This window comes from Streptomyces sp. NPDC056128 (assembly GCF_042263835.1).
GTDB lineage: Bacteria > Actinomycetota > Actinomycetes > Streptomycetales > Streptomycetaceae > Streptomyces.
This window is the reverse complement of record NZ_JBHJVQ010000001.1, coordinates 21661-46987: the sequence shown is the minus strand read 5'-3', so window position 1 is coordinate 46987 and position 25327 is coordinate 21661. Positions and strand designations below refer to the sequence as shown.

Sequence of the window (25327 nt, the reverse complement as noted above, 5' to 3'; positions counted from 1 at the left end):
CGCCCCGGCGCACCCTGACCCCACACCCCGGCGACCCGGTAGATGTAAGGGACCGGGATCCTCCTCAGCGGTGAGACACGGCGGTACGGAGGGATGACCCGTGGCCGGGGTACGTCACCAAGGAGCACGACGCGGTGTTCTTACGTGGGTCATACCTTCGAAGCGCAAGGTGACGGCAGGGGTCGTCGCCGCTCACTGGGGGGCAGGCCGGTCATGCGGAACCGAGACACACGGGTGCGGGGCATAGCCGCGCGGGCCGGCGGCTGGAGCGCCAGACACCGATGGGCCGCCGTCGGGATCTGGGTGCTGTTCGTCGTCCTCGCGATGGGGCTCGGGTCGGCGGCCGGGCGGGTCGACGTCAAGGACAGCGACCAGATGGGCGGCGAGACGCACACCGCCGCGCAGATCGTCGAGGACGCCGGGATCGAGGAGCCGGCCGGTGAGTCCGTCCTCATCCAGGCGAAGGACGGTGGGCTCAAGGCGACAGACACCGAGTTCCGCGCCGCGGTCGCCGCGGTCGTCACGGCGGTGGAGGGGACCGGACAGGTTACGGGGGTGACCTCGCCGTACGAGGCCAAGACGATCTCGAAGGACGGCCGCAGCGCGCTGGTGCGGTTCGACATGCGCGGCGAGGCGGACACCGCGGGCGACCGGGTCGAGCCGGTGCTGAACGCCGTCGCGGACGTCCAGAAGGAGCACGAGTCGCTGCGGATCGAGGAGATCGGCGGCGCCAGCATGATGAAGACGTTCGACGACGCGTTCGGCGACGACTTCAAGAAGGCCGAGTACTCGGCGGTGCCGGTGGCGCTCGGCATCCTCCTCGTCGCGTTCGGGGCGCTGGTGGCGGCGCTGGTGCCGGTGGCACTGGCGATCACCGCGATCATCGCGACGATGGGTCTGATGGCCCTGGTGAGCCACTTCCAGCCGATGAGCGAGACCGCCAACTCCGTGATGCTGCTGGTCGGTCTGGCCGTCGGCGTCGACTACTGCCTGTTCTACCTGCGCCGTGAGCGCGAGGAGCGCGCCGCGGGCCGGGACGCGCAGACCGCGCTCAGGATCGCCGCCGCCACCAGTGGCCGGGCGATCGTCGTCTCCGGCGTCACGGTGTGCGTGGCCATGGCGGGCATGCTGTTCACGGGCATCGCCGAGTTCGAGGCGATGGGCCTGGCCTCGCTCATGGTGGTCGCGGTCGCCATGGTCGGCTCGGTGACGGTGCTGCCCGCGCTGCTGTCGCTGCTGGGCGACCGGGTCGAGAAGGGCCGCCTGCCGTTCCTGCGCCGGCGCCGCAAGGACGGCGCCTCCGAGGGCAGCCGGTTCTGGACGGCGGTCCTGAACCGCGTCCTGGCCAAGCCGCTGCTCGCCGCCGTGGTGGCCACCGGCGCGCTGCTGGCCGTGGCCGCGCCGGCGATCGGCATGAAGACGGAGAACCTCACGCTGGACCAGGAGTTCGGCGACTCGCTGCCGATCGTGCAGACGTACAACCGGGTCAACGAGGCGTTCCCGGGCGGGTCGGACCCGGCCGAGGTGGTCGTGAAGGCCGACGACATCAACGCGCCGGAGGTGCGGGCCGCGCTCGCCGACTTCCGTGAGCAGGCGGTGAGTTCGGGCGCTTCGCGCGGACCGGTCGACGTGACGATGCACGACGAGCAGAACGTCGCCCTGGTCTACGTCCCGCTGGTCGGCGGCTCCGACCAGGACAAGGCGGGCGAGAGCCTCGACAAGCTACGGGACGAGGTGCGGCCGGCCACGCTGGGCAAGGTCGACGGCGTCGAGGCGCCGATCACCGGTCAGGTCGCCGGGTCGAAGGACTTCAACGACCAGTTGGTCGGCTCGGTCCTGCCGGTCTTCGTCTTCGTGGTGGTCTTCGCCTTCCTGCTGATGCTGCTGTCCTTCCGTTCGCTGACCGTCGCGCTCACCTCGATCGTGCTCAACCTGCTGTCGGTGGGCGCCGCCTACGGCATCCTGGTCGCCGTCTTCCAGCACGGCTGGGGCGCGTCGCTGGTGGGCGCGGAGGGCGTGGGCGCCATCATCACGTGGCTGCCGCTGTTCCTCTTCGTGATCCTGTTCGGCCTGTCGATGGACTACCACGTGTTCGTGGTCTCGCGGATCCGTGAGGCGCGGCTGCGCGGGCGGAGCACGGCGGACGCGATCCGGCACGGGGTGGTCACCACGGCGGGGGTCGTCACCAGTGCGGCCGTCATCATGGTCGCGGTGTTCGCCATCTTCGGGACGCTGTCCATGCAGTCCATGAAGCAGATGGGCGTGGGCCTGGCGGCGGCGGTGCTGATCGACGCGACGATCATCCGGGGTGTCCTGCTGCCGGCCGTGATGTCCCTGCTCGGTGAGCGCAACTGGTACCTGCCGAAGTGGCTGCACCGGCTGCCGGACCTCACCCACGACGAGGCTCCCGAGGCGATCGCGACGACGATCCGCGACGACGAGGGCGAGCGCGGGGAACGGGGTGAGCGGGTGGGGGTGTGAGCGGCCACCACCCCTGCCGCGGGCCCGCCGGTTCCTCTCGGAACCGGCGGGCCCGCGGCGTGCTGTGCCGGGTGCGGTCAGGCCCTCGCGGCGGCCAGTCGCTCCTCGATCAGGTCGGCGGCCCGCCGGGTGCCGCCCTCGTGGGCCATCCCGCCCTGGATCTCCTTGAGGCGCCGGGCCACCTCCGGGTCGTCGACCAGGGCGAGGGCGGCGGTGCGCAGCGCCTCGGCGGTGGCCTCCTCGGTGGCGAGCTGCCGGGCGACGCCGAGCCCCTGGAGCATCCCGGCGTTGCCGAACTGGTCCGCGGCCTGCGGTACGGCGATCATCGGCGTGGCGGTCGCCAGGCCCTCCTGGCTGCCGCCGGCGCCCGCGTGGGTGACGAACAGGTCGGCCTGCTGAAGGATCGCCAACTGCGGCACCCAGGAGCGGACTTCCACGTTGTCCGGCACCTCGCCCAGCTCGGCCGGGTCGACGTGCCGGCCGATCTGGAGCACCGTGTGCCAGCCGGGCAGCTCACCGAAGGCCTTGACGCACTCCCGGTAGAAACCGGGCTGCTTGGTGAAGGCGGACCCGAGGGAGACCAGCGCGACCTTCTCCGCGCTCTCGGGGCGCGTCCAGTCGCCCTCGGCGGTGCGGTCGCCCTGGCAGGCGCCGACGAAGGTGTACGTCTTCTCGTCGACCCGCTCGGCGTTGGGCTGGAGGGCCTTGGGGATCAGCACCAGGGAGCGCTCGGGGCGGCCGACGAAGGGGTCGGGGTGCATGGTGATCCCGTTCTCCTCCAGCCAGGCGTGGAAGCGGGCGTAGTACGCCTGGCCGCGCTCGGTCTTCAGCGGCTCCTCCCACATCGGCTCGCCGACCTCCTGCTCGTACCCCTCCCAGGCGACCATGCAGGGCGAGAGGGAGACCACGGGGACGTCCCAGCGGTGGCCGAGGACGCGGGCGGTGTAGGAGGCGATGTCGTGCAGGACGAGGTCCGGTTCGTCGCCCTCGTACGCCTCGGCGAGCTGCGGGAGCGACTGGACGGCGTCGTCCAGGAACGGCTCCACGTTGTCCAGCAGGGTGCTCCCCCATGCCTCCGGGTCGGCGTCGGGGCCGGGCAGCGTGCTGTTCCAGAGCTTGGGTTCGGCCCCCACCCCGGCGACCTTCTCCGCGAGGAGCGGCGGGATCGCGTACGTCACCCGGTGTCCTCGCGCGACGAGCTCGCGGATCACCTCCAGGCTGGGGTTCACGTGGCCGTGGGCGGCGATGGAGAACATGGCGATGTGCGCGGGACTGGTCATGCGCCGACCGTACGCGAGACGAGACGTCTCGTGCAAGTTCTGGCGCGCATCTTCTCGGATCATGCCGCCAGCTCCTCGTGCAGCCGCAGCCACGCCGCGGGCGGGACCTCGCCGACGAGCACGCGCGGATCGAGCCGCGCGGCCCGGAACGCCGCGTCCACGCGCCGGGCCGGGCGGGCCCGCCGCAGGGACGCGTGCAGCGAGCCGCCGACCCCCGAGAAGCCCAGCTCGACCAGGTCGTCCCAGCTCCGGCGGGCGGCGCCGGTGAGCAGCGGGGCGGGGCGGCGTTCGAGGCGGAGGATCCCGGCGTCGACGCGCGGCGCCGGGCGGAAGCGGTACCGGCCCACCCTGCCCGCCAGACGCCACTCGTGGCTCGGCCAGGTCCGCACCGTCAGCAGGGTCCAGCGGCCGTAGTCACCGGTGCGTTTGCGGGCGTACTCCAGCTGCGTGATCAGGGTGGCGTGGGTGAGCGCGGGGGCGGTGAGGCACCAGTCCACGATGTCCGCGGTGCGCGAGAAGGGCACGTTCCCCGCGACGGCGAACGGGGTGCGCGGCGGCCGCGCGGCGAGGAAGTCACCGGCGACGACGCGGACGTGGGGTGCGTGCGCGAAGCGGGCGCGGAGCCCCGGCAGGAGCCGGGGATCGATCTCGTAGGCGCGCAGTTCCCGGCTGCGGCGGGCCAGCGGCTCGGTGAGGGCGCCCTGTCCGGCGCCCACTTCGAGCAGGAGCGGAGGGTGCCGGCTGTCGGGTGCGGCGAGCCGGGCGACGCGCTCGGCGGTGGCGCGGTCGGCGAGGAAGTTCTGCGAGAGCGTGCGGGCACGCTGGGTGGGGCGGGCCATGGCCTGCGGTCCTTTGTCTTCCGTGGAGAGGGGAAAGGGCAGCCGAAGGCCCTGACCGGAAGACGAAGGCGAAAGAAGAACGCGGAGGCTCAGCCCCGCCGCGGATGGGAGACGTGCGTCAGCACCTGACGTGTGTCAGCGGTGACGTGCCTCAGCGGCGGGGGGACCCCGGGCCGGTCAGGGCTCCGGGGCCACGACGCATCCTGATGGAGTACGTGCAGCCCCGGCCGAGACCGGAGTTGAAGATCGCGTTGAAAGCTGCCACGGAGGTGACGGTAGGCGGCCGCGCGCCGGGCGGGCAACGGGTTTTCGGCGCGGGCCCGGGCGCGGGCCCCGGGCGCGGGCCGCCCACCGCCCGCCGTCAGCGCTGGTACCGGGCGAGTACGAGGTTGCCGTCCTCCTCCAGTCTGTCGCGCAGCTCGTCCATGCCGATCGCCCCGCTGTAGTACTCCTGGAGCGCGGGGGTGGCCACCTTGTCCTTCCACTCGGGGTACCCCCGGACGGACTGCGCGGGTGCCGAGCGCAGGTGGCCGGCGAGTGCGGTGCCGGTGGCCCAGCCCCGCTCGGCCGTGTGCAGGTCGGGGTCCTTCAGCGCCCGCGTGCCGGTGGGCAGCATCCAGTCGCCGAGGGCCAGGCGCACCATGTTGTCCGGCTGGAGGAGGAAGTCGAGGAAGGCGGCGGCCTCCTTCTTGTGCGGGGTGTCCTCGGCGATCGACAGGGTCTGCGGGCTGACGCCCTGGGCGAGCCCGTCGGTGCCGGCGGGGGCGGGCAGCACCTGCCAGTCGAAGCCCTCCGGGGCCTGCTGCTCGATCTGCTGGCGGTAGGAGAAGCCGAGGGGCACCATCGCGTACTTCCCCGCGAAGAAGCCGGGCAGGGTGTCGGAGCCGCCGCTGCCCAGGGTGTCGGACGAGGCGCTGCGGTCCGTCTCGACCTGGTCGTGGATGGTGCGGGGCACCACCTGGTCGCCCTCCTCGAAGCGGACGGTGACCTTTCCGTCCGCGTCCCGGTGGAACATCCGGCCGCCGTTGGACAGGGAGAGGTTGAGCGTCGCGGAGACGGGCTCCTTGAGCGGCCAGGCCACCCCGTAGCTGCCGTCACCGCTGAGCCGCTTCGTCACCTGCCGGAACTCCGCCCAGCTCCAGGGGTGTTCGGGCGTGGGGATCCGGACGTCCGCCTTCCGCAGCAGGTCGGCGTTGGCGATCAGCACCCGGGGTTCCTGGAGGAACGGCACGCCGTAGACCCCGTCGCCGAAGGTGACCGTCTCCCAACTGCGCTCGGGGATGTCCGACTTCAGCCGGTCGGGCAGCAGCTCGGTCAGGTCGGCGAGGTAGCCGCCGTACGCGAAGTCGGCGAGGTCGTCGGAGGCGTCGTGGATGATGTCGGGCGCCTCGCCGCCCTCGAAGGAGGTGAGGAGCTGGTCGTGGACGCTGTCCCAGCTGCCCTGGACGTACTCGACGCGCACGTCCGGATGGGCGGCGTTCCACTCCCGGACCAGTTCCTTGTTGGCCTCGACCGACTCCTCCTGCCAGGCCAGCGACTGGAAGCGCAGGTTGATCCGGCCGTCGTCGGTCTCGCCGCCGCCCGAGGTGCAGCCGGCGAGCAGCAGGGCGAGGGCGACGAGCAGGGTCGCGGTGCGGGTGCGCATCAGCTCTTCACCGCCCCGGCGAGCATGCCGCCCGTGATCCGCCGCTGGATCAGCGCGAAGATCACCAGTGAGGGCAGCGTGGCGAGGAAGGCCGCCGCGGCCAGCGGGCCGAGGTCGGCGACGCCCTCGGCACCGATGAAGTGGGTGAGGATCACCGGCAAGGTCTGCTTCTCCGGGGTCTTCAGCAGCACCAGCGCGAAGAAGAACTCGTTCCACGCGGTGATGAACGCGAACAGGGCCGTCGCCACGATCCCCGGCGCGAGCAGCGGCGCGGTCACCGAGACCAGCGTCCGCAGCCGCCCGGCGCCGTCGACCGCCGCCGCCTCCTCCAGCTCGGCCGGCACGGCGCGGACGTACCCGGCGAGCATCCACAGCGCGAACGGCAGCGACCACACGACGTACACCATCACCAGCCCGGGAACGGAGTTGATCAGTCCGAGGTTCTTCAGGACCAGGAAGAGCGGGATGATCAGCAGGACGAAGGGGAAGGCCTGGCTGACCACGACCCACCCGGTGGCGGCCCTGGCGAGCCGGCCGCGGCGGCGGGCCATGACGTAGGCCATCGGGGTGGCGATCACCACGGCGATCACCGCGGCGCCGAGCGCGGCGAGCAGGGAGTTGAGCGCGGCGTGCAGCAGAGGCTGTTCGTCGAAGGCCTGCCGGAAGTTGTCGAGGGTGGGGTTCTCCGGGATCCAGGTGGGGTGCAGACTGCCCAGCTCGCGTGGCGGTTTGAACGCGGTGGAGATCAGCCAGAGGAACGGGAAGGCCAGGAAGACGAGATACGCGAGCAGCGCGGCGTACTGGCCGACGCGGGCCGTGGTCGAGGTCCTCACGCTTGGTCACCTCCCTTGAGTCCGCCCTTCAGCCGGCCGGCGAGGAAGACGGCCAGCAGGACCGAGATCGCCGCCACCATGACGCAGCCCATCGCCGCCGCGTAGCCGAACTGCCCGTAGCGGAAGGCTTCTTCGTAGGCGAAGAGCATGGGCAGCCGGGTGCGGCCGCCGGGGCCGCCGTTGGTCAGCACGTAGACCAGGGCGAAGGAGTTGAAGTTCCAGATGAGGTTGAGCGCGGTGATGGCGAGCGCGATGGGTCTGAGGGCGGGCCAGGTGACCGTGCGGAAGCGGCGCCAGGCTCCGGCGCCGTCGACCGCGGCCGCCTCGTGCAGCTCGCGCGGGGTGTTCTGGAGTCCGGCGAGCAGCGCCACCGTGGTCTGCGGCATGCCGGCCCAGACGCCGACGACGATGACGGCGGGCAGGGCGGTGCCGAGGCCGCTGAGCCAGTCGTGTCCGCCTCCGAGGCCGAGGTCGCGCAGCGTCTCGTTGAGGATGCCCGCGTCCGTGTTGTAGACCAGCCGCCACATGACGCCGACGACGACCTCGGGCATCGCCCAGGGGATGATCGCGAGGGCGCGGGCCAGCCAGCGCAGGCGGAGGTTCTGGTTGAGCAGCAGGGCGAGACCGAGTGCGAGCAGGAACTGCGGCACCGTCACCCCGACCGCCCAGACGAGCCCGATCCGGAAGGACTCCCAGAACAGCGTGTCGTGCAGCAGGTCCTGGAAGTTCAGCGTGCCGATCCACCGGGTGGGCTCGGTGCGGCCGGACTGGGCGTCGGTGAACGCCAGCAGGATGCCGTAGACCAGCGGTCCGACGCTGAGCACCAGGATGGGGATCAGCGCGGGCAGCACGAGGAACCAGGCACCGTGATCCGGCCCGCGGCGTCCCCGCTCCGTGCCGGGCGCAGGGCGCGCCGGTTTCCTCGAATCGGTCACCAATGCCACGGAATCAGCCCCTTTGCGCTGCTCGGACGGGCCCCGTCATGGTCGTGAAGTGACCGCGACCCGTCAAGAGCCCGCGCATCCGCTCCCACCTGTGTGAATGCGACACTGGCCGACGGACGGCGGGAACCCGGCGGACATGACGGACACGGAGGCGTACGACGATGGACGAGGCACGGGCCCGGGAGGTGCTGGCCGGGGCGGGCGTACTGCCCCGACCGGCTCAGGCGCGGCTGCTGGCCCTCGGCGAGAACGCGGTGTTCGCCGCCGGTGACCTCGCGGTCAAGGTGGGCCGGGACGCGGAACTCCTCGACCGGGCGCGCCGGGAACTGGCCGTCGCCCTCTGGCTGGAGGAGGCCGGCGTGCCGGCGGTGCGGGCGGCCCGTCCGACGGCGCTGTTCGTCGACGGGCATCCGGTGACGGTGTGGCGGCGGCTGCCCGAGCCGGTGCGGCCCGCCGAGCCGCGGGACGTGGCCGTGCTGCTGCGGCTGGTCCACGAACTCGCCCTCCCCTCCTCCTTCGAGCTGCCGCCCCGCGAGCTGCTGGGCGGTGTGGAGCGCTGGCTGCGGCTCGCGGGCGACGTGATCGACCCCGCGGACGCCGCGTATCTGCGCGAGCGCCGGGACGGATTCGCCTCGGCCGCCGCCGCGCTCACCCCGCACCTGGCGCCGGGCCCGATCCACGGCGACGCGCTGCCCCGCAATGTGCACGTCGGTCCCGACGGGCCGGTCCTGGTCGACCTGGAGACCTTCTCCGCCGACCTGCGCGAGCACGACCTGGTGGTGCTGGCGCTGAGCCGGGACCGCTACGGGCTGCCCGCCGAGGCGTACGACGCCTTCACGGCCACCTACGGCTGGGACGTGCGCGAGTGGGACGGCTGTGCGGTGCTGCGCGGCGCCCGGGAGACGGCCAGCTGCGCGTGGGTGGCCCAGCACGCGCCGAGCAATCCGAAGGCGCTGGCCGAGTTCGAGCGCAGGGTGGCGTCGCTGCGGGACGGGGACCCGACGGTGCGCTGGTATCCCTTCTGACGTGCGACCGCCCCTGGTCTGACGTGCGACCGTCCCGGGCGGCCGCGCGGCGGTCCGGCTCGCGGCCCGGTCAGACGCGCTCGTCGGCCGGCTCGCGCAGGGGCCACGTCGCGTCGACGACGGCCGTGGCGTCGCCCTTGCGGCGCAGGAAGCTCTGGAAGTCCGCCGCCCACTCGGCGTACCACTCGACCTGGCGGTGGTGCAGGTCCGCCGGGCCGAGGCCCGCGACCTTGGGGTGGCGGTCGGCTATCGCGCAGGCCAGCCGGGCCGCGGCGAGCGCGTCGGCGGTGGCGTCGTGGGCCGCGTCGAGCGGGACGCCGTACTCCCGGCAGACCGCTTCCAGATTGCGCTTGCCCCTGCGGTAGCGGTCGACGGAGCGGTCGATGGTGTACGGGTCGATGACCGGGGCGGGGTCCGTGCCGCCCAGGCGGTCGCGCAGGGACGGCAGTCCGTGGCGCCGCAGCTCGGCGGCGAGCAGGGTGAGGTCGAAGGCCGCGTTGTAGGCGACGACCGGGACGCCGGTGCGCCAGTGGTCGGTGAGCACGGCGGCGATGGCGTCCGCGACCTGGTCGGCGGGCCGGCCCTCGGCGGCCGCCCGCTCATTGCTGATGCCGTGCACCGCGACAGCCTCGGCCGGGATCTCCACGCCCGGGTCGGCCAGCCACTCCCGGCGGCCCTGCGGCTCCCCGCCCCTGACCTCGATCACGGCCCCCGTGACGATGCGCGCCTCGCGCGGATCGGTGCCCGTCGTCTCCAGGTCGAAGCCGATCAGCAGCTCCCGGTGCCAGCCCATGGGCGGTCCCCCTTCTTGGTGGTGCGTTCCCCCAGTGGTCTCCACCTTCGCACGGGCCACTGACAATCAGAGGATCGCATTCCGCTTACGCCCACGCGGCACCCCTGGCAGACGTTCACGACACCGGCCGCGAATCCGCCCACATCAACTCGAACTCCTCACGGTAGGTGGGGAAGAGTCCGCCTTCGTCGATTTCGTCCGCCTTCACCACTCGGCCGCCGCCCCGCCCGTTGCGCAGGACGAGGACCGGTGCCTCCATCCCGCGCGTCCGGCGCAGATAGGACTGCACGACCGCGATGCCGTCGGCGCCGTCCCCGTCGACGAGGTAGGCGGTGAAGCGGGGCGTCTCGTCGAAGACCTGGATCTCGAACGCCCCCGGGTCCCGCAGCCGGGCGCGCACCCGGCGCATGTGCAGGATGTTCATCTCCACGGCCCGGCTCAGCTCGCCCCGCTTGATGCCCAGTTCGCGCTCGCGGCGCTTGATCGCGCTGGAGGCCGGGTTCAGGAAGAGCAGCCGCACCCGGCCGCCGGACTCGGCCAGCCGCAGCAGACGGCGGCCGGAGAAGTTCTGCACGAGCAGGTTGAGGCCGATCCCGAGGGCGTCCACGCGGCGGGCCCCGCCGAACAGGTCCTCGGCCGGGAACTGGCGCAGCAGCCGCACCCGGTCCGAGTGGACGGCGACGACGTCGGCGTAGCGGTCGCCGACCAGGTCCTCGACCGCGTCCACCGGCAGCCGGCGCGCGGAGGGCACGTCGCCACCCGCGCCGAGGACCTCGAGGAGCCGTGCCGAGGCCCGCTCGGCCTGGCTCAGCACCGCCTCGGACAGCGCCCGGTTGCGGGAGACGACGTTGCGGGTGACCTCCAGCTCGTCCAGGGCGAGTTCGACGTCCCGGCGCTCGTCCACGTAGGGCTCGAAGCAGGGCCAGTGCTGCACCATCAGCTCGCGCAGCTGGGGCAGGGTGAGGAAGCTGAGGACGTTGTCGTCGGCCGGGTCCAGCAGGTAGCCCTTGCGGCGGCTGACCTCGCGGACCGCGACGGCGCGCTGCACCCACTCCTGGCCGGCGGGTCCGGCGGCGGCGACCACCCAGTCGTCGCCGTGGACGGGCTCGTAGATCGGCCTCAGGACGGCCGCCACGACCGCGCGCAGCCGCTGTTCGACGAGGTTCAACCAGATGTAGGCGCGGCCGGCCCGCTGGGCGCGGGTGCGCACCTCGTGCCAGGCGCCGCCGTCCCAGTCCAGTTCCGGACCGATCGCGCCCGCGTTCATCGGCCGCGCCAGGGACACCGCACCGGGCGGGACGTCCGTGGAGGTCTCCTGGTGACCGTCGTCACCAGGAGGCAGCTCCAGCCCTCCCGAGCCCACCCGTGTTACCGCCTTCCGCTCCCCCGGACGCTTCCCGGGGACACCCCGTCCCAACGATCAAGGAAGGGTACTCCGGGAGCGGTCCGCGGTGCAGCCCGATGGACGGGCCGGTTTTCCCAACGTCCTTGATCCACCGGCCCGTTCCGGGTCGCGCCCCACCGGCGAGTGAGCGGAGTCATAGCGGTGACGTGGCCGGGTACGGGGAAGACTTCCCCGCGCCCGTCCCGCGGCGTGTGTGGAGCAGAACGCCGAAGGGTGGGTAGGGAGACGTACGTGCTAGGTGGTCGCCTCACTTTCGGGGAGACTCGCAGCCAAGGCGTCCGCACCGGCGCCCCACACCTGAAAGAGTCGTGTTCATGCAGGTCTGGCCTGGAGAGGCGTATCCACTGGGTGCCACGTACGACGGCGCCGGCACCAACTTCGCGGTCTTCACGGAGGCCGCCGACCGAGTAGAGCTGTGTCTGCTGCACGACGACGGCTCGGAGACCGCCGTCGAGTTGCGGGAGAGCGACGCGTTCGTACGGCACGCGTTCCTGCCGGGCGTGATGCCGGGGCAGCGGTACGGCTACCGCGTGCACGGCCCGTACGCGCCGGAGCACGGGCAGCGCTGCAACAGCGCCAAGCTGCTCCTCGATCCGTACGCGCGTGCGATCAGCGGCGCGGTGCAGTGGGGGGAGGAGGTCTACGGCTACCACTTCGGCGAGCCCGAACGGCGCAACGACCTCGACTCGGCCCCGCACACGATGACGTCGGTCGTGGTCAACCCGTACTTCGACTGGGGCGACGACCGGCGCCCCCGGACGGAGTACCACCACACGGTGATCTACGAGGCCCACGTCAAGGGCCTGACCATGCGTCACCCCGGCCTGCCCGAGGAGCTGCGCGGCACCTACGCCGCCCTCGCGCACCCCGCGCTGATCGAGCACCTCACCGAGCTGGGGGTGACCGCGCTGGAGCTGATGCCGGTCCACCAGTTCGTCAACGACCACCGCCTGGTGGACATGGGGCTGAACAACTACTGGGGCTACAACACGGTCGGCTTCTTCGCCCCGCACAACGCGTACGCCTCCTGGGGCGACCGCGGCCAGCAGGTGCTGGAGTTCAAGTCGGCGGTCAAGGCGCTGCACGAGGCCGGGATCGAGGTGATCCTGGACGTGGTCTACAACCACACCGCCGAGGGCAACCACCTGGGCCCGACGCTGTCCTTCAAGGGCCTCGACAACGCCTCCTACTACCGGCTGACCGACGACCCGCGCTACTACATGGACACCACGGGGACCGGGAATTCGCTGCTGATGCGGTCCCCGCACGTCCTCCAGATGATCATGGATTCGCTGCGGTACTGGGTCACCGAGATGCACGTCGACGGCTTCCGCTTCGACCTCGCGGCCACCCTGGCCCGGCAGTTCCACGAGGTGGACCGGCTGTCGTCGTTCTTCGACCTGGTGCAGCAGGATCCCGTGGTCTCGCAGGTGAAGCTGATCGCCGAGCCCTGGGACGTGGGTGAGGGCGGCTACCAGGTGGGCAACTTCCCGCCGCTGTGGACCGAGTGGAACGGCAAGTACCGGGACACGGTGCGCGACCTGTGGCGCGGCGAGCAGCGCACGCTCGCGGAGTTCGCCTCCCGGCTGACCGGCTCCTCCGACCTCTACCAGGACGACGGGCGCCGCCCGCTGGCCTCGATCAACTTCGTGACCTGCCACGACGGCTTCACCCTGCACGACATGGTGGCGTACAACGACAAGCACAACCAGGCCAACGGCGAGGAGAACCGGGACGGCGAGAGCCACAACCGCTCCTGGAACTGCGGCGTCGAGGGGGACACCGACGACCCGGCGGTCCTGGAGCTGCGGGCGCGGCAGATGCGCAACTTCACCGCCACCCTGCTGCTCTCCCAGGGCGTCCCGATGATCAGCCACGGCGACGAGTTCGCCCGCACCCAGCGGGGCAACAACAACGCCTACTGCCAGGACAACGAACTGGCCTGGGTGGACTGGCCGGACGGCGAGGAGGCCGCAACCGAACTGCTGGAGTTCACGCGGTCGATGGTCTGGCTGCGCAAGGACCACCCGGTCTTCCGCAGGCGCCGCTTCTTCCACGGGCGCCCCGTGGAGGGCACCCGCGACGAGCTGTCGGACATCGCCTGGTTCACCCCGGAGGGCGCGGACATGACGCAGAAGGACTGGAACTCCGCGCGGGCGTCGGCGCTGACCGTCTTCCTGAACGGCAACGCGATCTCCGAGCCCGGTCCGCGCGGGGAACGCGTCGCCGACGACTCGTTCCTGCTGATGTTCAACGCCGCGCCCAAGACGCTGGAATTCGTGGTGCCGGTGGATCACGGCCGGCAGTGGGAGGTCGTCGTGGACACCGCGCTCCCGGAGGGGGTGCCCTCGGAGACGGGCCCGAAGGTGCAGGCCGGGGACCGGCTGACCCTGGTGGACCGCAGCCTGGTGGTGCTCCAGCGGCCCGTCTAGCGCGGGCGCAGGGGCGTCCGCCCGGCGCGGACGCCCCTCACCCGTGCAGGGGGCCGGTGACACGAAAGGCGGCGGGGCGGGTACGTAGCTCTGCATGACACCTGAGCGACCCGACCCGGTGACGTCCACGGCCTCCTTCTCCGCTCCCCGCGCCACCTACCGGCTCCAGCTCCAGCCCGACTTCCCCTTCGCCGCCGCCTCGGCGGCCGTGCCGTACCTGGCCTCGCTCGGCGTGTCCCACCTGCACCTGTCGCCGGTGCTGGAGGCGGTGCCGGGGTCGGGCCACGGCTACGACGTCGTGGACCACGCGCGTGTACGCGCGGAACTGGGCGGCGAGGAGGGGCTGCGGGCGCTGTCGCGCACCGCGCGGGAGCACGGTCTCGGCCTGGTGGTGGACATCGTGCCCAACCACATGGCGATGTCCCCCCGCCACAACGGCGCCTTGTGGGACGTACTGCGCCAGGGCCCGGCGTCGCCCTACGCGCGGTGGTTCGACGTCGACTGGGAGGCGCAGGGCGGGCAGCTCCTGGTGCCGGTGCTCGGCGCTCCCGTCGGCGAGGTCCTCGACCAGCTGCGGGTGGACGGCGACGTACTGCGCTACCACGAGCACGCCTTCCCGCTGCGGGACGGCACCGCGGACCTGCCGCTGCCGCAGCTCCTGGACGCCCAGTGGTACCGCCCGGTGTGGTGGCGGCTCGCCCGCACCGAGCTGAACTACCGGCGCTTCTTCAGCATCTCGGAGCTGATCGGCGTACGCGTGGAGGACCCGGAGGTGTTCGAGGCCACGCACGCCACGATCCTGCGGCTGCTGCACGAGGGGGTGCTGGACGGGCTGCGCGTCGACCACCCCGACGGCCTCGCGGACCCCGGCGCCTACCTTCGGCGGCTGCACGAGGCGAGCGGCGGGCGGTGGACTGTGGTGGAGAAGATCCTCGCGGACGGGGAGCGGCTGCCGGCCGCCTGGCCCGTCGCGGGCACGACCGGATACGACGCCCTGCGGCACGTCGACGGGGTGTTCACGGACCCCGACGGGTACGGGGAACTGCTCGGGCACTACCGCGCGTTCGCCGCGCCGCAGGGGGACCTGGGCGGGGAGTGGGCGGCGACGGTGCGGCGGGCGGCGTACCGGGTGCTCGGGCACGAGCTGGCCACCGAGACGGACCGGCTGACCCGGGTGGCGCACCGCCTGTGCGTCGCCTCGCCGGAGCCCGCGCTGCGCGACCGGGCCCCCTGGGCGCTGCGCACGGCGCTGTGCGAGCTGCTGGTGCGCCTGGAGGTGTACCGGCCGTACGGCGCCGGGGACGCGGCATCCGTGGTGACCGAACAGGCGGCGGCCGAGGCGCGCGCCGTCTTCGCGGTGCCGGAGGAGGCCGGCGCGGTGGACGTCGTACGGGACCTCCTGCTGGGGCGGTACGGCGACGGGCCGGAGCACGCGGAGTTCCGGGACCGGTTCGCGCAGACCGCGTCGGCGCTGCGCGCCAAGTCCGTCGAGGACACCGCCTTCTACCGCTACGTGGCGCTGCTGTCGGCGACGGAGGTGGGCGGGAACCCGGGCGGTCCGGCGCTGTCCCCGGAGCGGTTCCACGCCTACTGCGCGCGCGTGCAGCGCGACTGGCCGACGACGGGCACGGTCGTCTCGACGCACGACACCAAGCGCAGCGCCGACGTGCGCGCCGCGCTGGCGGTGCTCACCGAGTGCCCCGAGCGGTGGGCGGACGTCCTCGCGGAGGCCACCCGTACCGGCGAGGACGGGCCGGACGCGCAGCTGGCGTGGGCGGCCTGGCAGACCGTGTTCGGGCTGGGCCCGGCGGACGGTGGGCGGGTGCGGGAGGCGCTCCTGAAGCACGTGCGCGAGGCGGGGACGCACACCAGCTGGACGGAGCAGGAGCCGTCGTACGAGGAGGCGGTGGCGGCGTTCGTGGCGGCGGGGCCGTGCGGCGCGCCGGGCGAGCGGGTGGCCGCGCTGCGCGACGCCCTGGCGCCGCACATCCGGGCCAACGTCCTCGGCACGGCTCTCACCCACCTCACGATGCCGGGCGTGCCGGACCTGTACCAGGGCACCGAGCACGAGTATCTGGCGCTGGTCGACCCGGACAACCGGCGGCCGGTGGACTTCCCGGCCGGCCCGCGGGGGCACGGAGGGCCGACGGAGCCCGGGGCGTCCGGCGAGAAGGCGGCCGTGACGCGAGCGGCGCTCGCGCTGCGCGCGCGGCGGCCCGGTGCCTTCGGCGGGGCGGCGACGTACGAGCCGCTGCCCGCCGAGGGCCCGGCGGCGGCACACTGCCTGGCGTTCGTCCGCTCCGGGGAGACCGTCACGGCCGTCACCCGGCTGTCGCTGCGGCTGGAGGAGGCGGGCGGCTGGGGCGCCACGGCCCTTCCGCTGCCGCCGGGCCGGTGGGCCGACGCGCTGGCGCCGGAGAGGGAGTTCAAGGGGCACGCGCGCGTGGCGGACCTGTTCGCGGAAACGCCGGTCGCGCTGCTGGAACGGGTGGAGGACGCCGGGGAGGACGGCTGACGCGCGGTCAGTCCCGGTGCATCGGCACGGCGGCCTCGGAGCCCCAGCCGGGCTCCCCCGACCGGGAACCCGCGGTGGAGCGCCGTCCGGCAAGGGCGAAGGCGGCGAGGACGACCCGGGTCTGGTACTCCACCTGGCGTGCGATCGGTATCCAGCGGGCCGCGCAGCCGTCGCGGTAGTCGGCGCAGCCCTCGTCGACGAGCCGGTCCAGTTCGGGCAGGACGCCCGCCGGGTCGCCCCCCGCGCGGGTCACCAGCTGGTGCAGCAGTCCCGCGGTGCGCAGGGCCAGGCGCCGTCCGGCCAGGCGCAGGGCGGCCAGGTGGGCGGTGCTCATCGTCGGCAGGGAGCGGCCCGACCCGTCGTCGGTGTCGGGGTCCCACGCGTCGGCGAGCCGCGGGCAGACCAGCAGGTAGTCGTCGACCGGGGCGAGCAGGTGCGCCGCCTCCGGCACCCCGGCGAAGTGCGGCCGGACGCGGGCGAGGACGCGCTGCAGGCGCCGGGTGTCGTGCCGCAGGGCGCGGCTCACGGCGCGCAGCACCCCGTCCCGGTCGGCCGGGGGCGTGCCGTCGGCCACGGCGGCGACCCCCCACATGGGCGCCTCGACGACCGCGGTGACCGTGCCGTAGCGCCCCGGGTGGCACCAGGTCGAGTCGACGGCGGCCTCCGTGATGGCCGCGGTGAGGTCGCCGCGGCGGGGCGGCGGAATGCGGTAGACGGCGGGGCCGAGGTCGGGCCAGTACAGGGTGTCGTAGGCGCCCAGTTCGCGGGGGATGCCGAGCCGGGCGGCGGTGTGGGCGATGCGCTGGGCGATGCCGGGCAGGTCGTGGGTCAGCTCGACGAAGCCGCCGCCGACGTCCACTCCGTGCAGGGAGCACTGGAGGAAGGGCCGCAGTTCGTCGTGGAGGTCGAGCAGGGTGCGGGTCTCGGGCAGGGTGGCGCGGTCGGGGCCGTCGGGCAGCCACTCGGGCTGCTCCAGGAACCCGGGCCGGAAGAAGTTACGGGCGTAGCGGCCGAGGGTGTACGGGCCGGACAGCCAGCCCTCGTTGCGGCGCAGTCCGTCGGGGTCGGCGCAGAGCAGCAGGTTCCAGGTGGCGTCGGCGCCCTCGGTGAGCCGCGGGTCGGCCGCGGCCCGCTCGGCCAGCCGGAGGGCGGTGGCGCCGCCCACGGGCTCGTTGGCGTGCGGTCCGGCGACGACGAGGACCTGACGGCCGCCGTGGCCGACGGAGAGCAGCAGCAGCGGGGTGCCCGCGCGGGAGGTGCCGACCTGGCGCAGCCGCGCGTGTCGGGGATGGCGGGCGACGAAGGCGGCGGCCCGGGCACCCAGCTCGTCCACGGTCGGATAGCGCAGGAGGGGCGGCAGGGCACACCTCCACGAAGTGGGCCGACGGTTCACCTGGCGTGCGCGGTGTACGCACAGTCAGTCACGACTTGGGGGGTACGTCAACACCACGCAACGCAATGGGAAGTACGCCACGGATCACCACATGACAACGCGTGAAGCCCAGGCCAGAGCTGTGCGCGGGCTTTTCCGCCGCCCTCAGTTCACCGCGAGGCGGAAGGTCATCCGGCCGAAGCCGATCTGGTCGCCCTCGCGGACGACGGCCGCCGCGATGACCCGCCGTCCGTTGACCGTGGTGCCGTTGGTGGAGCCGAGGTCGCGCAGCACCCACATGCCGCCCTGGCGGCTGAGTTCCGCGTGCACCCGGGAGACCGTCTCGTGATTCAGCCGCAGGCCGCTGGAGGGGTCGCGCCCTATCCGCAGCGGGCGGCCGGTGGCGGGATGGGGCAGCAGCAGCTTGGGCAGCCGCTCGGCCCGCCACGCCCTGCCGAGCCGCACGCCGAACCCGGACACCGCCTCGACGGTGCCGAACACCAGCCGGGACAGCCGGCCCTCGGTGGGCAGGTCGGCGGTGAGCGGGGCCAGCTCCTCCAGGCGGCGGGCGGCGAGCGCCAGTTCCATCCGGCGCACGAACGTGTCGTGCGACAGCCGCCCCATGACGACACCGTCCCGGAGCAGATTCAGCGCCTTGTCGCGCTCCGCGTCGGACAACCGCGCGGGGTGCGTGGGGAACTCGAAGGACGACGTCACGCAGGTGATTGTCGGTCAGCCGGGGGTGGAGTGTCCAGGACACGGCTGCGGCCCGTGGCCTCACCGGTTCGGGTCCAGCAGGGCACTGATCTTGGCCATGACCTCGGTGGTGGGAAATCCGGACGCCTCGTGCAGCTCCCACAGAGCCTTGACGGTCCGGTCCTCCTCGCCCCGGGCGAGCGTGAACACGACGATGTCTCCGTGGGAGACGCCGTCGATGACCAGCTCGTGCGCGGTGACCACCCGCACGCGCCGCCGGAGTTCGGCCGGCACCGCAGGCGGGATGCCGTCGTCGGCGAGGAACTCGACCGCCCAGCAGGTCCGTCGCGCCATGCCTCCGGCGAGGGGGAGACCGCGGGCCATGCGGGCGAGGGAGGTGAAGGTGTTGGTGCCGGACGCCGCGCACGAGAGGGTGGTGGCGCCGCCGATGCGCGGGTTGATCTCCAGGACGACGAACCGTCCGCCGGTGTAGATCATGTCGACGTTGACCGACCCGTGGACCCCGAGGTTCCCGCAGAGGCCGGCCAGGGTGCGGGCCACTTCGGCGAACGCGGTGTCGGCCTCCTCGCGGGGGCCGCACCAGCGCAGGTCGGCGAAGGTGAACACCGGTTCCGCACCGGCGCGCCCGGTCCAGCACAGGGGGAGCACCTGGTAGGAGCCGGGGCGGCCCACGATGTCCACGCTGCACAGGTCGCCTTCGATCACCTGTTCCACCACCGTCGACACCGTCTCCGGGCCGGGTGTGAGGTGGGCGTCGAGGTCGGCGGGTGAGCGCAGGGTGCGGATGCCCATGCTGGTCGAGTCCCACACGGGCTTCGACATCAGCGGGTAGCCGACGCGTTCGGCCTGGACGCGCAGTGCGTCGCGGTAGCCGGGCACCGGGAGGCCCCGTCCGGCGAGGAGGTCGGAGTCGACGCGGAACCCGTCGGGTACGTCCAGCCCGGCCCGCCTGCAGAGCTGTTTCGTCTCCCACTTGTCCACCAGCAGCATCGTGGCCGCGAGCGGGGTCATGACCGTCGGGATGCCGACGGCGTCCAGGAAGGCCTTCGCCGCGGCGTCGCGGAGCGCGTTCTCGCACGGCAGCGAGATCGACACCGCCGCGTCCGCGCCCCAGGCGGCGACGGCGTCCGCGATCTCCCGCGGTGTCACCCCCCGGTCCAGCCGTTCCCGGTGGCCGGGGAAGTCGTCGTCACCGGCGGTGCCGCTGGTGTGGAACAGCCCGGCCTCGATCCCGTCGGCCGCGAGTTCGCGTACGGCCCGCTGGATGTAGGGGTCGGCCCGCTGGACGTCCACCGATCGTAAGAACGCGATCTTCCGCACCTGTGTCGGCCCGCTTCCACGCGCGGGCCCCGCCCCGATTGTCATTCCACCAACAAACCCGTGGGAAGGCCGCGCCGACCATCGGCCTGACAGACGAAACCAACTCGCCTGATTACTCACGCTTTTGGAGCACTTGCCAAGGAACCGAACACGAGAACCGAGGTATTTGACGCGCCCCCGCTCCCCCATGGAGGACCATGGACGCGCTACATCACGGTGAGCAGACGAAGGGGAACCGTCCGTGCAGTTCGAGGTGTGGGCACCACAGGCCGGTCGAGTGACGCTGGAGTGCGACGGCGCCGCGCGCGCGTTGGAGCGCGATCCCGTGCGGCCGGGGTGGTGGTGCGGGGAGAGCGAGGCGCGTGACGGCTCGCGGTACGGCTTCGCGGTGGACGACGGGCCGGTGCTGCCGGACCCCCGCTCGCGACGGCAGCCGGACGGACCGGACGGGCTCAGTGCCGTCGTCGACCACGGCCGGCACGCCTGGCGCGCCGAGTGGGCGGGGCGGCCGCTGCCCGGCGGCGTCCTGTACGAGCTGCACGTCGGCACGTACACGGCCGAGGGCACGCTCGACGCCGCCGCCGAGCGGCTCGGGCATCTGGAGCGGTTGGGCGTCACGCACGTCGAGTTGATGCCCCTGTGCCCCTTCCCGGGCCGGCACGGCTGGGGGTACGAGGGGGTCTCGCTGTGGGCGGTGCACGAGCCGTACGGCGGACCCGAGGCGCTGAAACGGTTCGTCGACCGGGCGCACGAGCTGGGCCTGGGCGTGGTCCTGGACGTGGTGCACAACCACCTGGGCCCGTCCGGCAACTACCTGCCCGTCTTCGGCCCGTACTTCACCGACACCCACCACACGCCCTGGGGCATCGCCGTCAACCTGGACGCGCCCGGCTCCGACGAGGTGCGCGCGTACCTCGTGGACAGCGCGCTGGCGTGGCTGCGGGACTACCGGATCGACGGCCTGCGCCTGGACGCGGTGCACGCCCTGGTGGACACGCGCGCGTGCCACTTCCTGGAGCAGCTGTCGGCCGCCGTGGACGAGCTCGCGGCCGACCTGGACCGCCCGCTGTTCCTGATCGCCGAGTCCGACCTCAACGACCCGCGGATCATCACCCCGCGCGCGGAGGGCGGCCTGGGCGTGCACGCGCAGTGGAACGACGACTTCCACCACGCCCTGCACACCGCGCTGACCGGGGAGTCGCAGGGCTACTACGCCGACTTCGCGCGCGACCCGCTGGCCGCGCTGGCCAAGACGCTGTCCCGGGGCTACTTCCACGACGGCACCTACTCCAGCTTCCGGGGGCGCGGTCACGGCCGTCCGCTGGACCGCGGGCGGGTGGCCGCGCACCGGCTGACCGGTTACAGCCAGACCCACGACCAGATCGGCAACCGCGCCCAGGGCGACCGGCTCGCCACGCTGGTCTCCCCCGGCCTCGCGGCCTGCGCGGCCACCCTGACGCTGACGGCGCCGTTCACGCCGATGCTGTTCATGGGCGAGGAGTGGGCCGCCGGGACACCGTGGCAGTTCTTCACCGACCACACCGACCCGGAGCTGGCCGAGGCAGTACGGAGCGGCAGGCGGCGGGAGTTCGCCGCGCACGGCTGGAAGGAGGAGGACGTGCCCGACCCGCAGGACCCGGCGACGCGCGAGCGCTCCTGCCTCGACTGGTCCGAGCCGGAGCGCGAGCCGCACGCGCGCGTACTGGACTGGTACCGGCGGCTGATCGCCCTGCGCGCCGAGCAGCCGGACCTCACCGATCCCGACCTGGCCGACACCAGGGTGGCGTACGACGGTGGGGCGCGCTGGCTGGCCTTCCGGCGCGGCGACATCCGGGTGGCCGTCAACCTGGGCCCCGAACCGGCCGAGATCCCGCTGGGCAACCGTCCCGCGCGCGTGCTCGCCGCGTGGGAGCCGGTGGAGGGGCCGGGCGCGGACGGGATACTGCGGGTGCCGGGCGAGTCGAGCGTGGTGCTCGAACAGGAGTGACGGGGGCGCCCGATGTCTCGGCGACGCCGGGGTCAGGCGGGCGCGTCGTCCGTGCCGTCCCCGTCGTCCTCGCGCAGCTCCGTCACCCGTTCCAGCAGGATCGGCTCCCAGGCGCGCCGCAGCCGCGTCCTCAGCAAGGGCAGGGCGGTGGCGGAGCGGCCCGCGAGGGCGTCGGCGAGCTGGACGGCGGTGTCGCAGCGGGCCAGCCACAGGCCGCGCAGGCAGGGCCGGGCGCCGTACCCGGCGAGCGTGGCGGCGCGCACCGCGGCCGGTGAACCGACGGAGAGCGCGAGTCCGGCGATGTCCTCGGCCGGGTCCCCGAGGACGGCGTCGGTCCAGCCGAGGACGCCGCGGACCCGGCCGTCGGCGCTGACCACCAGGTGCTCGCCGGTCAGTCCGTGGTGGACGAGGACCGCCGCACCCGGCTGCGCGCCGAGCTGGGCGGCCGCCTGCCGGGTCAGCCGCTCCGGACGCGTGGCGTCGAACTCGTCGGCCTCGGCGAGGCGTCCGGCGGCCCGCTCGGCGATCCCGCGCAGCGCCTCCAGGGAGCGCGGGGCGGACCGGGGCACGCCGAGGGTCTCGGCCTGGCGGACCGGCACCTCGCGCACGGCGGTGAGCAGCGCCGCGAGGTCCGCCTCGCCCAGCGCGGACACGTCGTGGTCCTCGCCGGAACCGCCGGGCACCTTGGCGTCCAGCGTGTAGGTCAGCCCCGGTGCCCACTCGCCGTGCGCCACGCTGGTGGGCACCGCGACGGGCAGGTACGGCCGCACCAGCTCGCGCAGGCGCAGCTCGCGGCGCTGGCGTACGGCCGCGTCGCGGTCGGGGGCCAGCCGCAGCACGTGCCGGGCGCCGACCCACCAGGTGGCGGGTCCCGCGCCCGCGGCGACGGGCCGTACGTCGGGTCGTGTGCTCCCGCCCAGCAGGGAGCCGACCAGTCGGCGGACGGTGTCCGCGGTGGGTGTCGGTGCCTGGGTCATGGTCGCGCCGTCGTCCTCCGGGTCTGCCGGGGCGGTCGGATCCTTCTGTCGCCGGTCACTCCACCACGACCAGCTCCCGGGTGGTGTCGTTGAAACGCCGGCCGCCGTCCTGCGTGACGGTGACGATGTCCTCGATGCGTACCCCGAACCGGCCGGGCAGATAGACGCCGGGCTCGACGGAGAAGCACATGCCGGGCACGAGGGGCCGCTCCTCGCCCTCGATCATGTACGGCGGTTCGTGCGTGGTGACGCCGATGCCGTGCCCGGTGCGGTGGATGAAGTACTCGCCGTACCCGGCCTCGGCGATGACCGCGCGGGCGGCCCGGTCGACGTCCTGGCAGGCGGCGCCGGGCCGCACCGCCCGGAAACCGGCCTCCTGGGCCTCGCGGACCAGGTCGTGCACCCGGCGCTCCTCGTCGGTGGGTTCGCCCACGTGGACGGTGCGGGAGGTGTCCGAGCCGTAGCCGTCCTTCAGGCCGCCGAAGTCGAGGACGACCATGTCGCCGTCCTCGATGACGCGGTCGCCGACCTCGTGGTGCGGATTGGCGCCGTTCGGGCCGGAGGCGACGATGGTGAAGTCGACCTGGGAGTGGCCGAAGCCCAGCAGCAGACCGGCGAGGTCGGCGGCGACCTCGGACTCCCGGCGGCCGCCGAAGCGGACGGCGCGGATCTCCTCGAACACGGCATCCGCCGCCGCGCCGGCCGCCGCCAGCAGCTCCAGCTCCGCCGCGTCCTTGACGGCGCGCAGCATGGGCAGCGCGTCGGTGAGGGAGGCGTAGGAGGTGCCGGGCAGGGCGCGTTGCAGGGCCAGCAGGTGCATCGCCCAGGCGTTGTCGCTGATGCCGAACCGCCCGGATCCGTCGAGGAGGTCGGCGGTGGCGGCGTAGGGGTCCTTGCCGTCGGTCCAGTCGCGCAGGGTGAGGGCGGGCGCGCCGGTCGCCTTCGCCGCGTCGGGGGCCTCCAGCGTGGGGACGATCAGCACGGGGTCGCGGTCCGGGGCGAGGACGAGCAGCGTGAGCCGTTCGGTGTCCGCGGTGGGCGCGTAGCCGGTGAGCCAGACGAGGTCCGGGCCCGGCGCCACCAGCAACCCCGCGAGACCGGCGTCTGCGGCGGCGCCCGCGGCGCGCTGCATGCGGGCCCGGTAGTCGTCGGCGGTGAAGGAAGCGGCGGGCCTGCTGCCGGTCATCCGGGCCTCCCTGGGCGAAAGAGTGAAGGGACCACGGGCAGCATCCTGCCCGGAGCGCGGGGGCGGCGCGAGCCGATTGGCATTGATCGACGACCCTGACTAATGGTTTGATGCGTCGCAAGCATTAGTCAGGGGGCGTGCCGTCCGGGCGCCCGAAGGAGGGGGCACCGTGCTCGTACTCGCGCACATCAGCGATCTTCACCTCGACGGGAGCCCGCGCTCGACCGAGCGTGCCGCGCGGGTCCGTGACCACCTGTGGGGGCTGCCGGGGCGGGTGGACGCGCTGCTGGTGACCGGGGACATCGCGGACCACGGCACGGAGGCGGAGTACGAGGAGGCCGCCGGACTCCTCGGGCTGCGCGACGGCACCGCGCCGTTCCCCGTGCTCACCTGCCCGGGCAACCACGACGTCCGCGCCCCTTACCGCAAGGCCCTGCTGGGCCGGCCCGCCGCCGACGGTCCGGTCAACGAGGTGCGTGTCTTCGCCGGCGGCGCGGTGCTGATGTGCGACTCCAGCGTCCCGGGGAGCGACGAGGGGGAGCTGGACGAGGAGACGTACGGCTGGATCGAGTCGACGCTCGACGGCCTCGGCGACCGCCCGGCCCTGCTCGCCTTCCACCACCCGCCGACGGCCCTGCACCACCCCCTGCCCGACTCGTACCCGCTGCGCCGGCCCGAGCGCCTCGCCGCGCTGCTGGAACGGCGGCCCCGGGTGGCCGGGCTGATCACCGGGCACGCCCACACCCCCGCCGCCACCCTCTTCGCCGGGCGGCCCGTGATGGTCGGCCCCGGGGTGACCTGGACCCTGCGGCTGCCCTGGGAGGGCGAGCAGGTCGCGGACCGGGACGCGCCGGTCGGGCTGGCCTACCACGTGCTGGACGACGCCGGACGGCTCACCAGCCACTTCCGCACCGTCACGTGACGACACCCGGTACGGCCGTCAACTGCTGGTAGCCGCCGCTCTCGTGGCGGACGGTGATCTTGACGTTCTTGCCGGGCCGTGCGCGGGCCACCGCCTGTGCGAGGTCGGCGGCCGAGTCGACGCGGGTCGTGCCGAACGCCAGGAGCACGTCGCCCCGGACCAGCCCCGCCGCGTAGCCGGGGCCGGGCACGTGGACGCCCACGACCAGGGCTCCCGGCTTCTCGTGGTCCACGGCCTCCACGCCGAGGGTCGCGGCGGCCCGCGCCGGGGAGGGGGACGCCGCCGCCGGGGGCGCCGGGGCGGTGAGGGAACCGGTCCGGTCCCCCGCCCCCGGTCCGGGCCCCGTCGCTCCCGGCCGCTGTCGCAGTGCGGCGAGTTCGCTCATGCCGATCACCGTGGCGCCCACCGTGCCCAGTCCCACGCCCGCCAGGAGCAGCACGGTCGCGGCAAACACGCCGAGCAGCATGGTGGTCAGCCGCCGACGGCGCCGGCGCCCGGCGTGCGGACGCCGGGGGCCGTCGGGTTCGGTTCGGGCGGCAGGTTCCCGGCCGGGCATCGGTTTGGGCCGCAACGCTGTCTGTTCCATGGATCGCCTCCGGCAGGTGCTCTACCCGGCGCACCGGCGCGTGACGAGCCACGAACGAGTGAGACTGA

At 73.4% G+C, this 25327-nt stretch carries 19 protein-coding genes; 6 read left to right on the top strand and 13 right to left on the bottom strand.

Going from position 1 to position 25327, the window contains the following annotated elements:
• Positions 1-213: 213 nt before the first annotated feature.
• Positions 214-2481 carry an MMPL family transporter gene (locus ACFC1X_RS00200; protein WP_376347333.1) on the top strand — a complete coding sequence of 756 codons (2268 nt, stop codon included), beginning with the start codon at positions 214-216 and terminating at the stop codon, positions 2479-2481.
• A 77-nt stretch (positions 2482-2558) separates the two neighbouring features.
• Here ACFC1X_RS00200 and ACFC1X_RS00195 read toward each other — a convergent pair whose 3' ends face one another.
• The 5 genes from ACFC1X_RS00195 to ACFC1X_RS00175 form a co-directional block, all read right to left on the bottom strand.
• Complete coding sequence (locus ACFC1X_RS00195; protein ID WP_376347332.1) at positions 2559-3824, bottom strand: glycosyltransferase; 1266 nt, start codon at positions 3822-3824, stop codon at positions 2559-2561.
• Entirely contained in the window at positions 3821-4600 is a 780-nt protein-coding gene (gene erm(O) / locus ACFC1X_RS00190; protein WP_376347330.1) for a 23S rRNA (adenine(2058)-N(6))-methyltransferase Erm(O), read from the bottom strand. The genes ACFC1X_RS00195 and erm(O) overlap by 4 nt, the downstream gene beginning before the upstream one ends.
• 361 nt (positions 4601-4961) lie before the next feature.
• The gene (locus tag ACFC1X_RS00185; protein ID WP_376347329.1) at positions 4962-6245 is read right to left on the bottom strand and encodes an ABC transporter substrate-binding protein; all 1284 of its coding nucleotides are present in this window, start codon (positions 6243-6245) and stop codon (positions 4962-4964) included.
• Positions 6245-7078, bottom strand: a complete 834-nt coding sequence (locus ACFC1X_RS00180) for a carbohydrate ABC transporter permease (RefSeq protein ID WP_122618277.1) — start codon at positions 7076-7078, stop codon at positions 6245-6247. Before ACFC1X_RS00180 ends, ACFC1X_RS00185 begins: the two co-directional genes overlap by 1 nt.
• Positions 7075-8013, bottom strand: a complete 939-nt coding sequence (locus ACFC1X_RS00175) for a carbohydrate ABC transporter permease (RefSeq protein ID WP_376347327.1) — start codon at positions 8011-8013, stop codon at positions 7075-7077. The genes ACFC1X_RS00180 and ACFC1X_RS00175 overlap by 4 nt, the downstream gene beginning before the upstream one ends.
• 170 nt (positions 8014-8183) lie before the next feature.
• Between ACFC1X_RS00175 and ACFC1X_RS00170 the strand changes: the two genes are divergently transcribed.
• The gene (locus ACFC1X_RS00170; protein WP_376347325.1) at positions 8184-9047 is read left to right on the top strand and encodes a phosphotransferase enzyme family protein; all 864 of its coding nucleotides are present in this window, start codon (positions 8184-8186) and stop codon (positions 9045-9047) included.
• A gap of 70 nt (positions 9048-9117) precedes the next feature.
• On the opposite strand, the gene ACFC1X_RS00165 is transcribed toward ACFC1X_RS00170, so the two are convergent.
• Together ACFC1X_RS00165 and ACFC1X_RS00160 are read right to left on the bottom strand one after the other, a co-directional pair.
• Positions 9118-9840: a 3'-5' exonuclease gene (locus tag ACFC1X_RS00165; RefSeq protein WP_376347323.1), complete on the bottom strand. Its 723-nt coding sequence runs from the start codon at positions 9838-9840 to the stop codon at positions 9118-9120.
• A gap of 115 nt (positions 9841-9955) precedes the next feature.
• The gene (locus ACFC1X_RS00160; RefSeq protein WP_376347321.1) at positions 9956-11203 is read right to left on the bottom strand and encodes an SAV2148 family HEPN domain-containing protein; all 1248 of its coding nucleotides are present in this window, start codon (positions 11201-11203) and stop codon (positions 9956-9958) included.
• A gap of 356 nt (positions 11204-11559) precedes the next feature.
• Between ACFC1X_RS00160 and glgX the strand changes: the two genes are divergently transcribed.
• Together glgX and treY are read left to right on the top strand one after the other, a co-directional pair.
• Positions 11560-13677, top strand: a complete 2118-nt coding sequence (gene glgX / locus ACFC1X_RS00155; protein ID WP_376347319.1) for a glycogen debranching protein GlgX — start codon at positions 11560-11562, stop codon at positions 13675-13677.
• 94 nt (positions 13678-13771) lie between these two features.
• Positions 13772-16192 (top strand): malto-oligosyltrehalose synthase, encoded by a 2421-nt coding sequence (treY, locus tag ACFC1X_RS00150; RefSeq protein WP_376347317.1) that lies wholly within the window; start codon positions 13772-13774, stop codon positions 16190-16192.
• Positions 16193-16199: 7 nt separating this feature from the next.
• Here the strand turns inward: treY and ACFC1X_RS00145 are convergent, their stop codons facing one another.
• The 3 genes from ACFC1X_RS00145 to ACFC1X_RS00135 form a co-directional block, all read right to left on the bottom strand.
• A complete protein-coding gene (locus tag ACFC1X_RS00145) occupies positions 16200-17525 on the bottom strand; it encodes a M14 family zinc carboxypeptidase (RefSeq protein WP_376347315.1) in 1326 nt (441 codons plus the stop codon).
• Between the two features lie 204 nt (positions 17526-17729).
• A complete protein-coding gene (locus ACFC1X_RS00140; RefSeq protein ID WP_376347313.1) occupies positions 17730-18281 on the bottom strand; it encodes an FHA domain-containing protein in 552 nt (183 codons plus the stop codon).
• Between the two features lie 60 nt (positions 18282-18341).
• Positions 18342-19574 carry an acetyl-CoA carboxylase biotin carboxylase subunit family protein gene (locus ACFC1X_RS00135; RefSeq protein WP_376347311.1) on the bottom strand — a complete coding sequence of 411 codons (1233 nt, stop codon included), beginning with the start codon at positions 19572-19574 and terminating at the stop codon, positions 18342-18344.
• Positions 19575-19842: 268 nt separating this feature from the next.
• On the opposite strand from ACFC1X_RS00135, the gene treZ reads away from it, so the two are divergent.
• Positions 19843-21588 carry a malto-oligosyltrehalose trehalohydrolase gene (gene treZ / locus ACFC1X_RS00130; protein ID WP_376347309.1) on the top strand — a complete coding sequence of 582 codons (1746 nt, stop codon included), beginning with the start codon at positions 19843-19845 and terminating at the stop codon, positions 21586-21588.
• Between the two features lie 32 nt (positions 21589-21620).
• On the opposite strand, the gene ACFC1X_RS00125 is transcribed toward treZ, so the two are convergent.
• Together ACFC1X_RS00125 and ACFC1X_RS00120 are read right to left on the bottom strand one after the other, a co-directional pair.
• A complete protein-coding gene (locus ACFC1X_RS00125; protein WP_376347307.1) occupies positions 21621-22565 on the bottom strand; it encodes an aminoglycoside phosphotransferase family protein in 945 nt (314 codons plus the stop codon).
• A 55-nt stretch (positions 22566-22620) separates the two neighbouring features.
• Complete coding sequence (locus tag ACFC1X_RS00120; protein ID WP_376347306.1) at positions 22621-23751, bottom strand: aminopeptidase P family protein; 1131 nt, start codon at positions 23749-23751, stop codon at positions 22621-22623.
• A gap of 169 nt (positions 23752-23920) precedes the next feature.
• Here ACFC1X_RS00120 and ACFC1X_RS00115 point away from each other — a divergent pair, with 169 nt between their 5' ends.
• Entirely contained in the window at positions 23921-24673 is a 753-nt protein-coding gene (locus ACFC1X_RS00115; protein WP_376347304.1) for a phosphodiesterase, read from the top strand.
• Here ACFC1X_RS00115 and ACFC1X_RS00110 read toward each other — a convergent pair.
• Entirely contained in the window at positions 24666-25259 is a 594-nt protein-coding gene (locus ACFC1X_RS00110) for a PDZ domain-containing protein (RefSeq protein WP_376347303.1), read from the bottom strand. The two genes, ACFC1X_RS00115 and ACFC1X_RS00110, sit on opposite strands and share 8 nt — an antisense overlap.
• Positions 25260-25327: the final 68 nt, after the last annotated feature.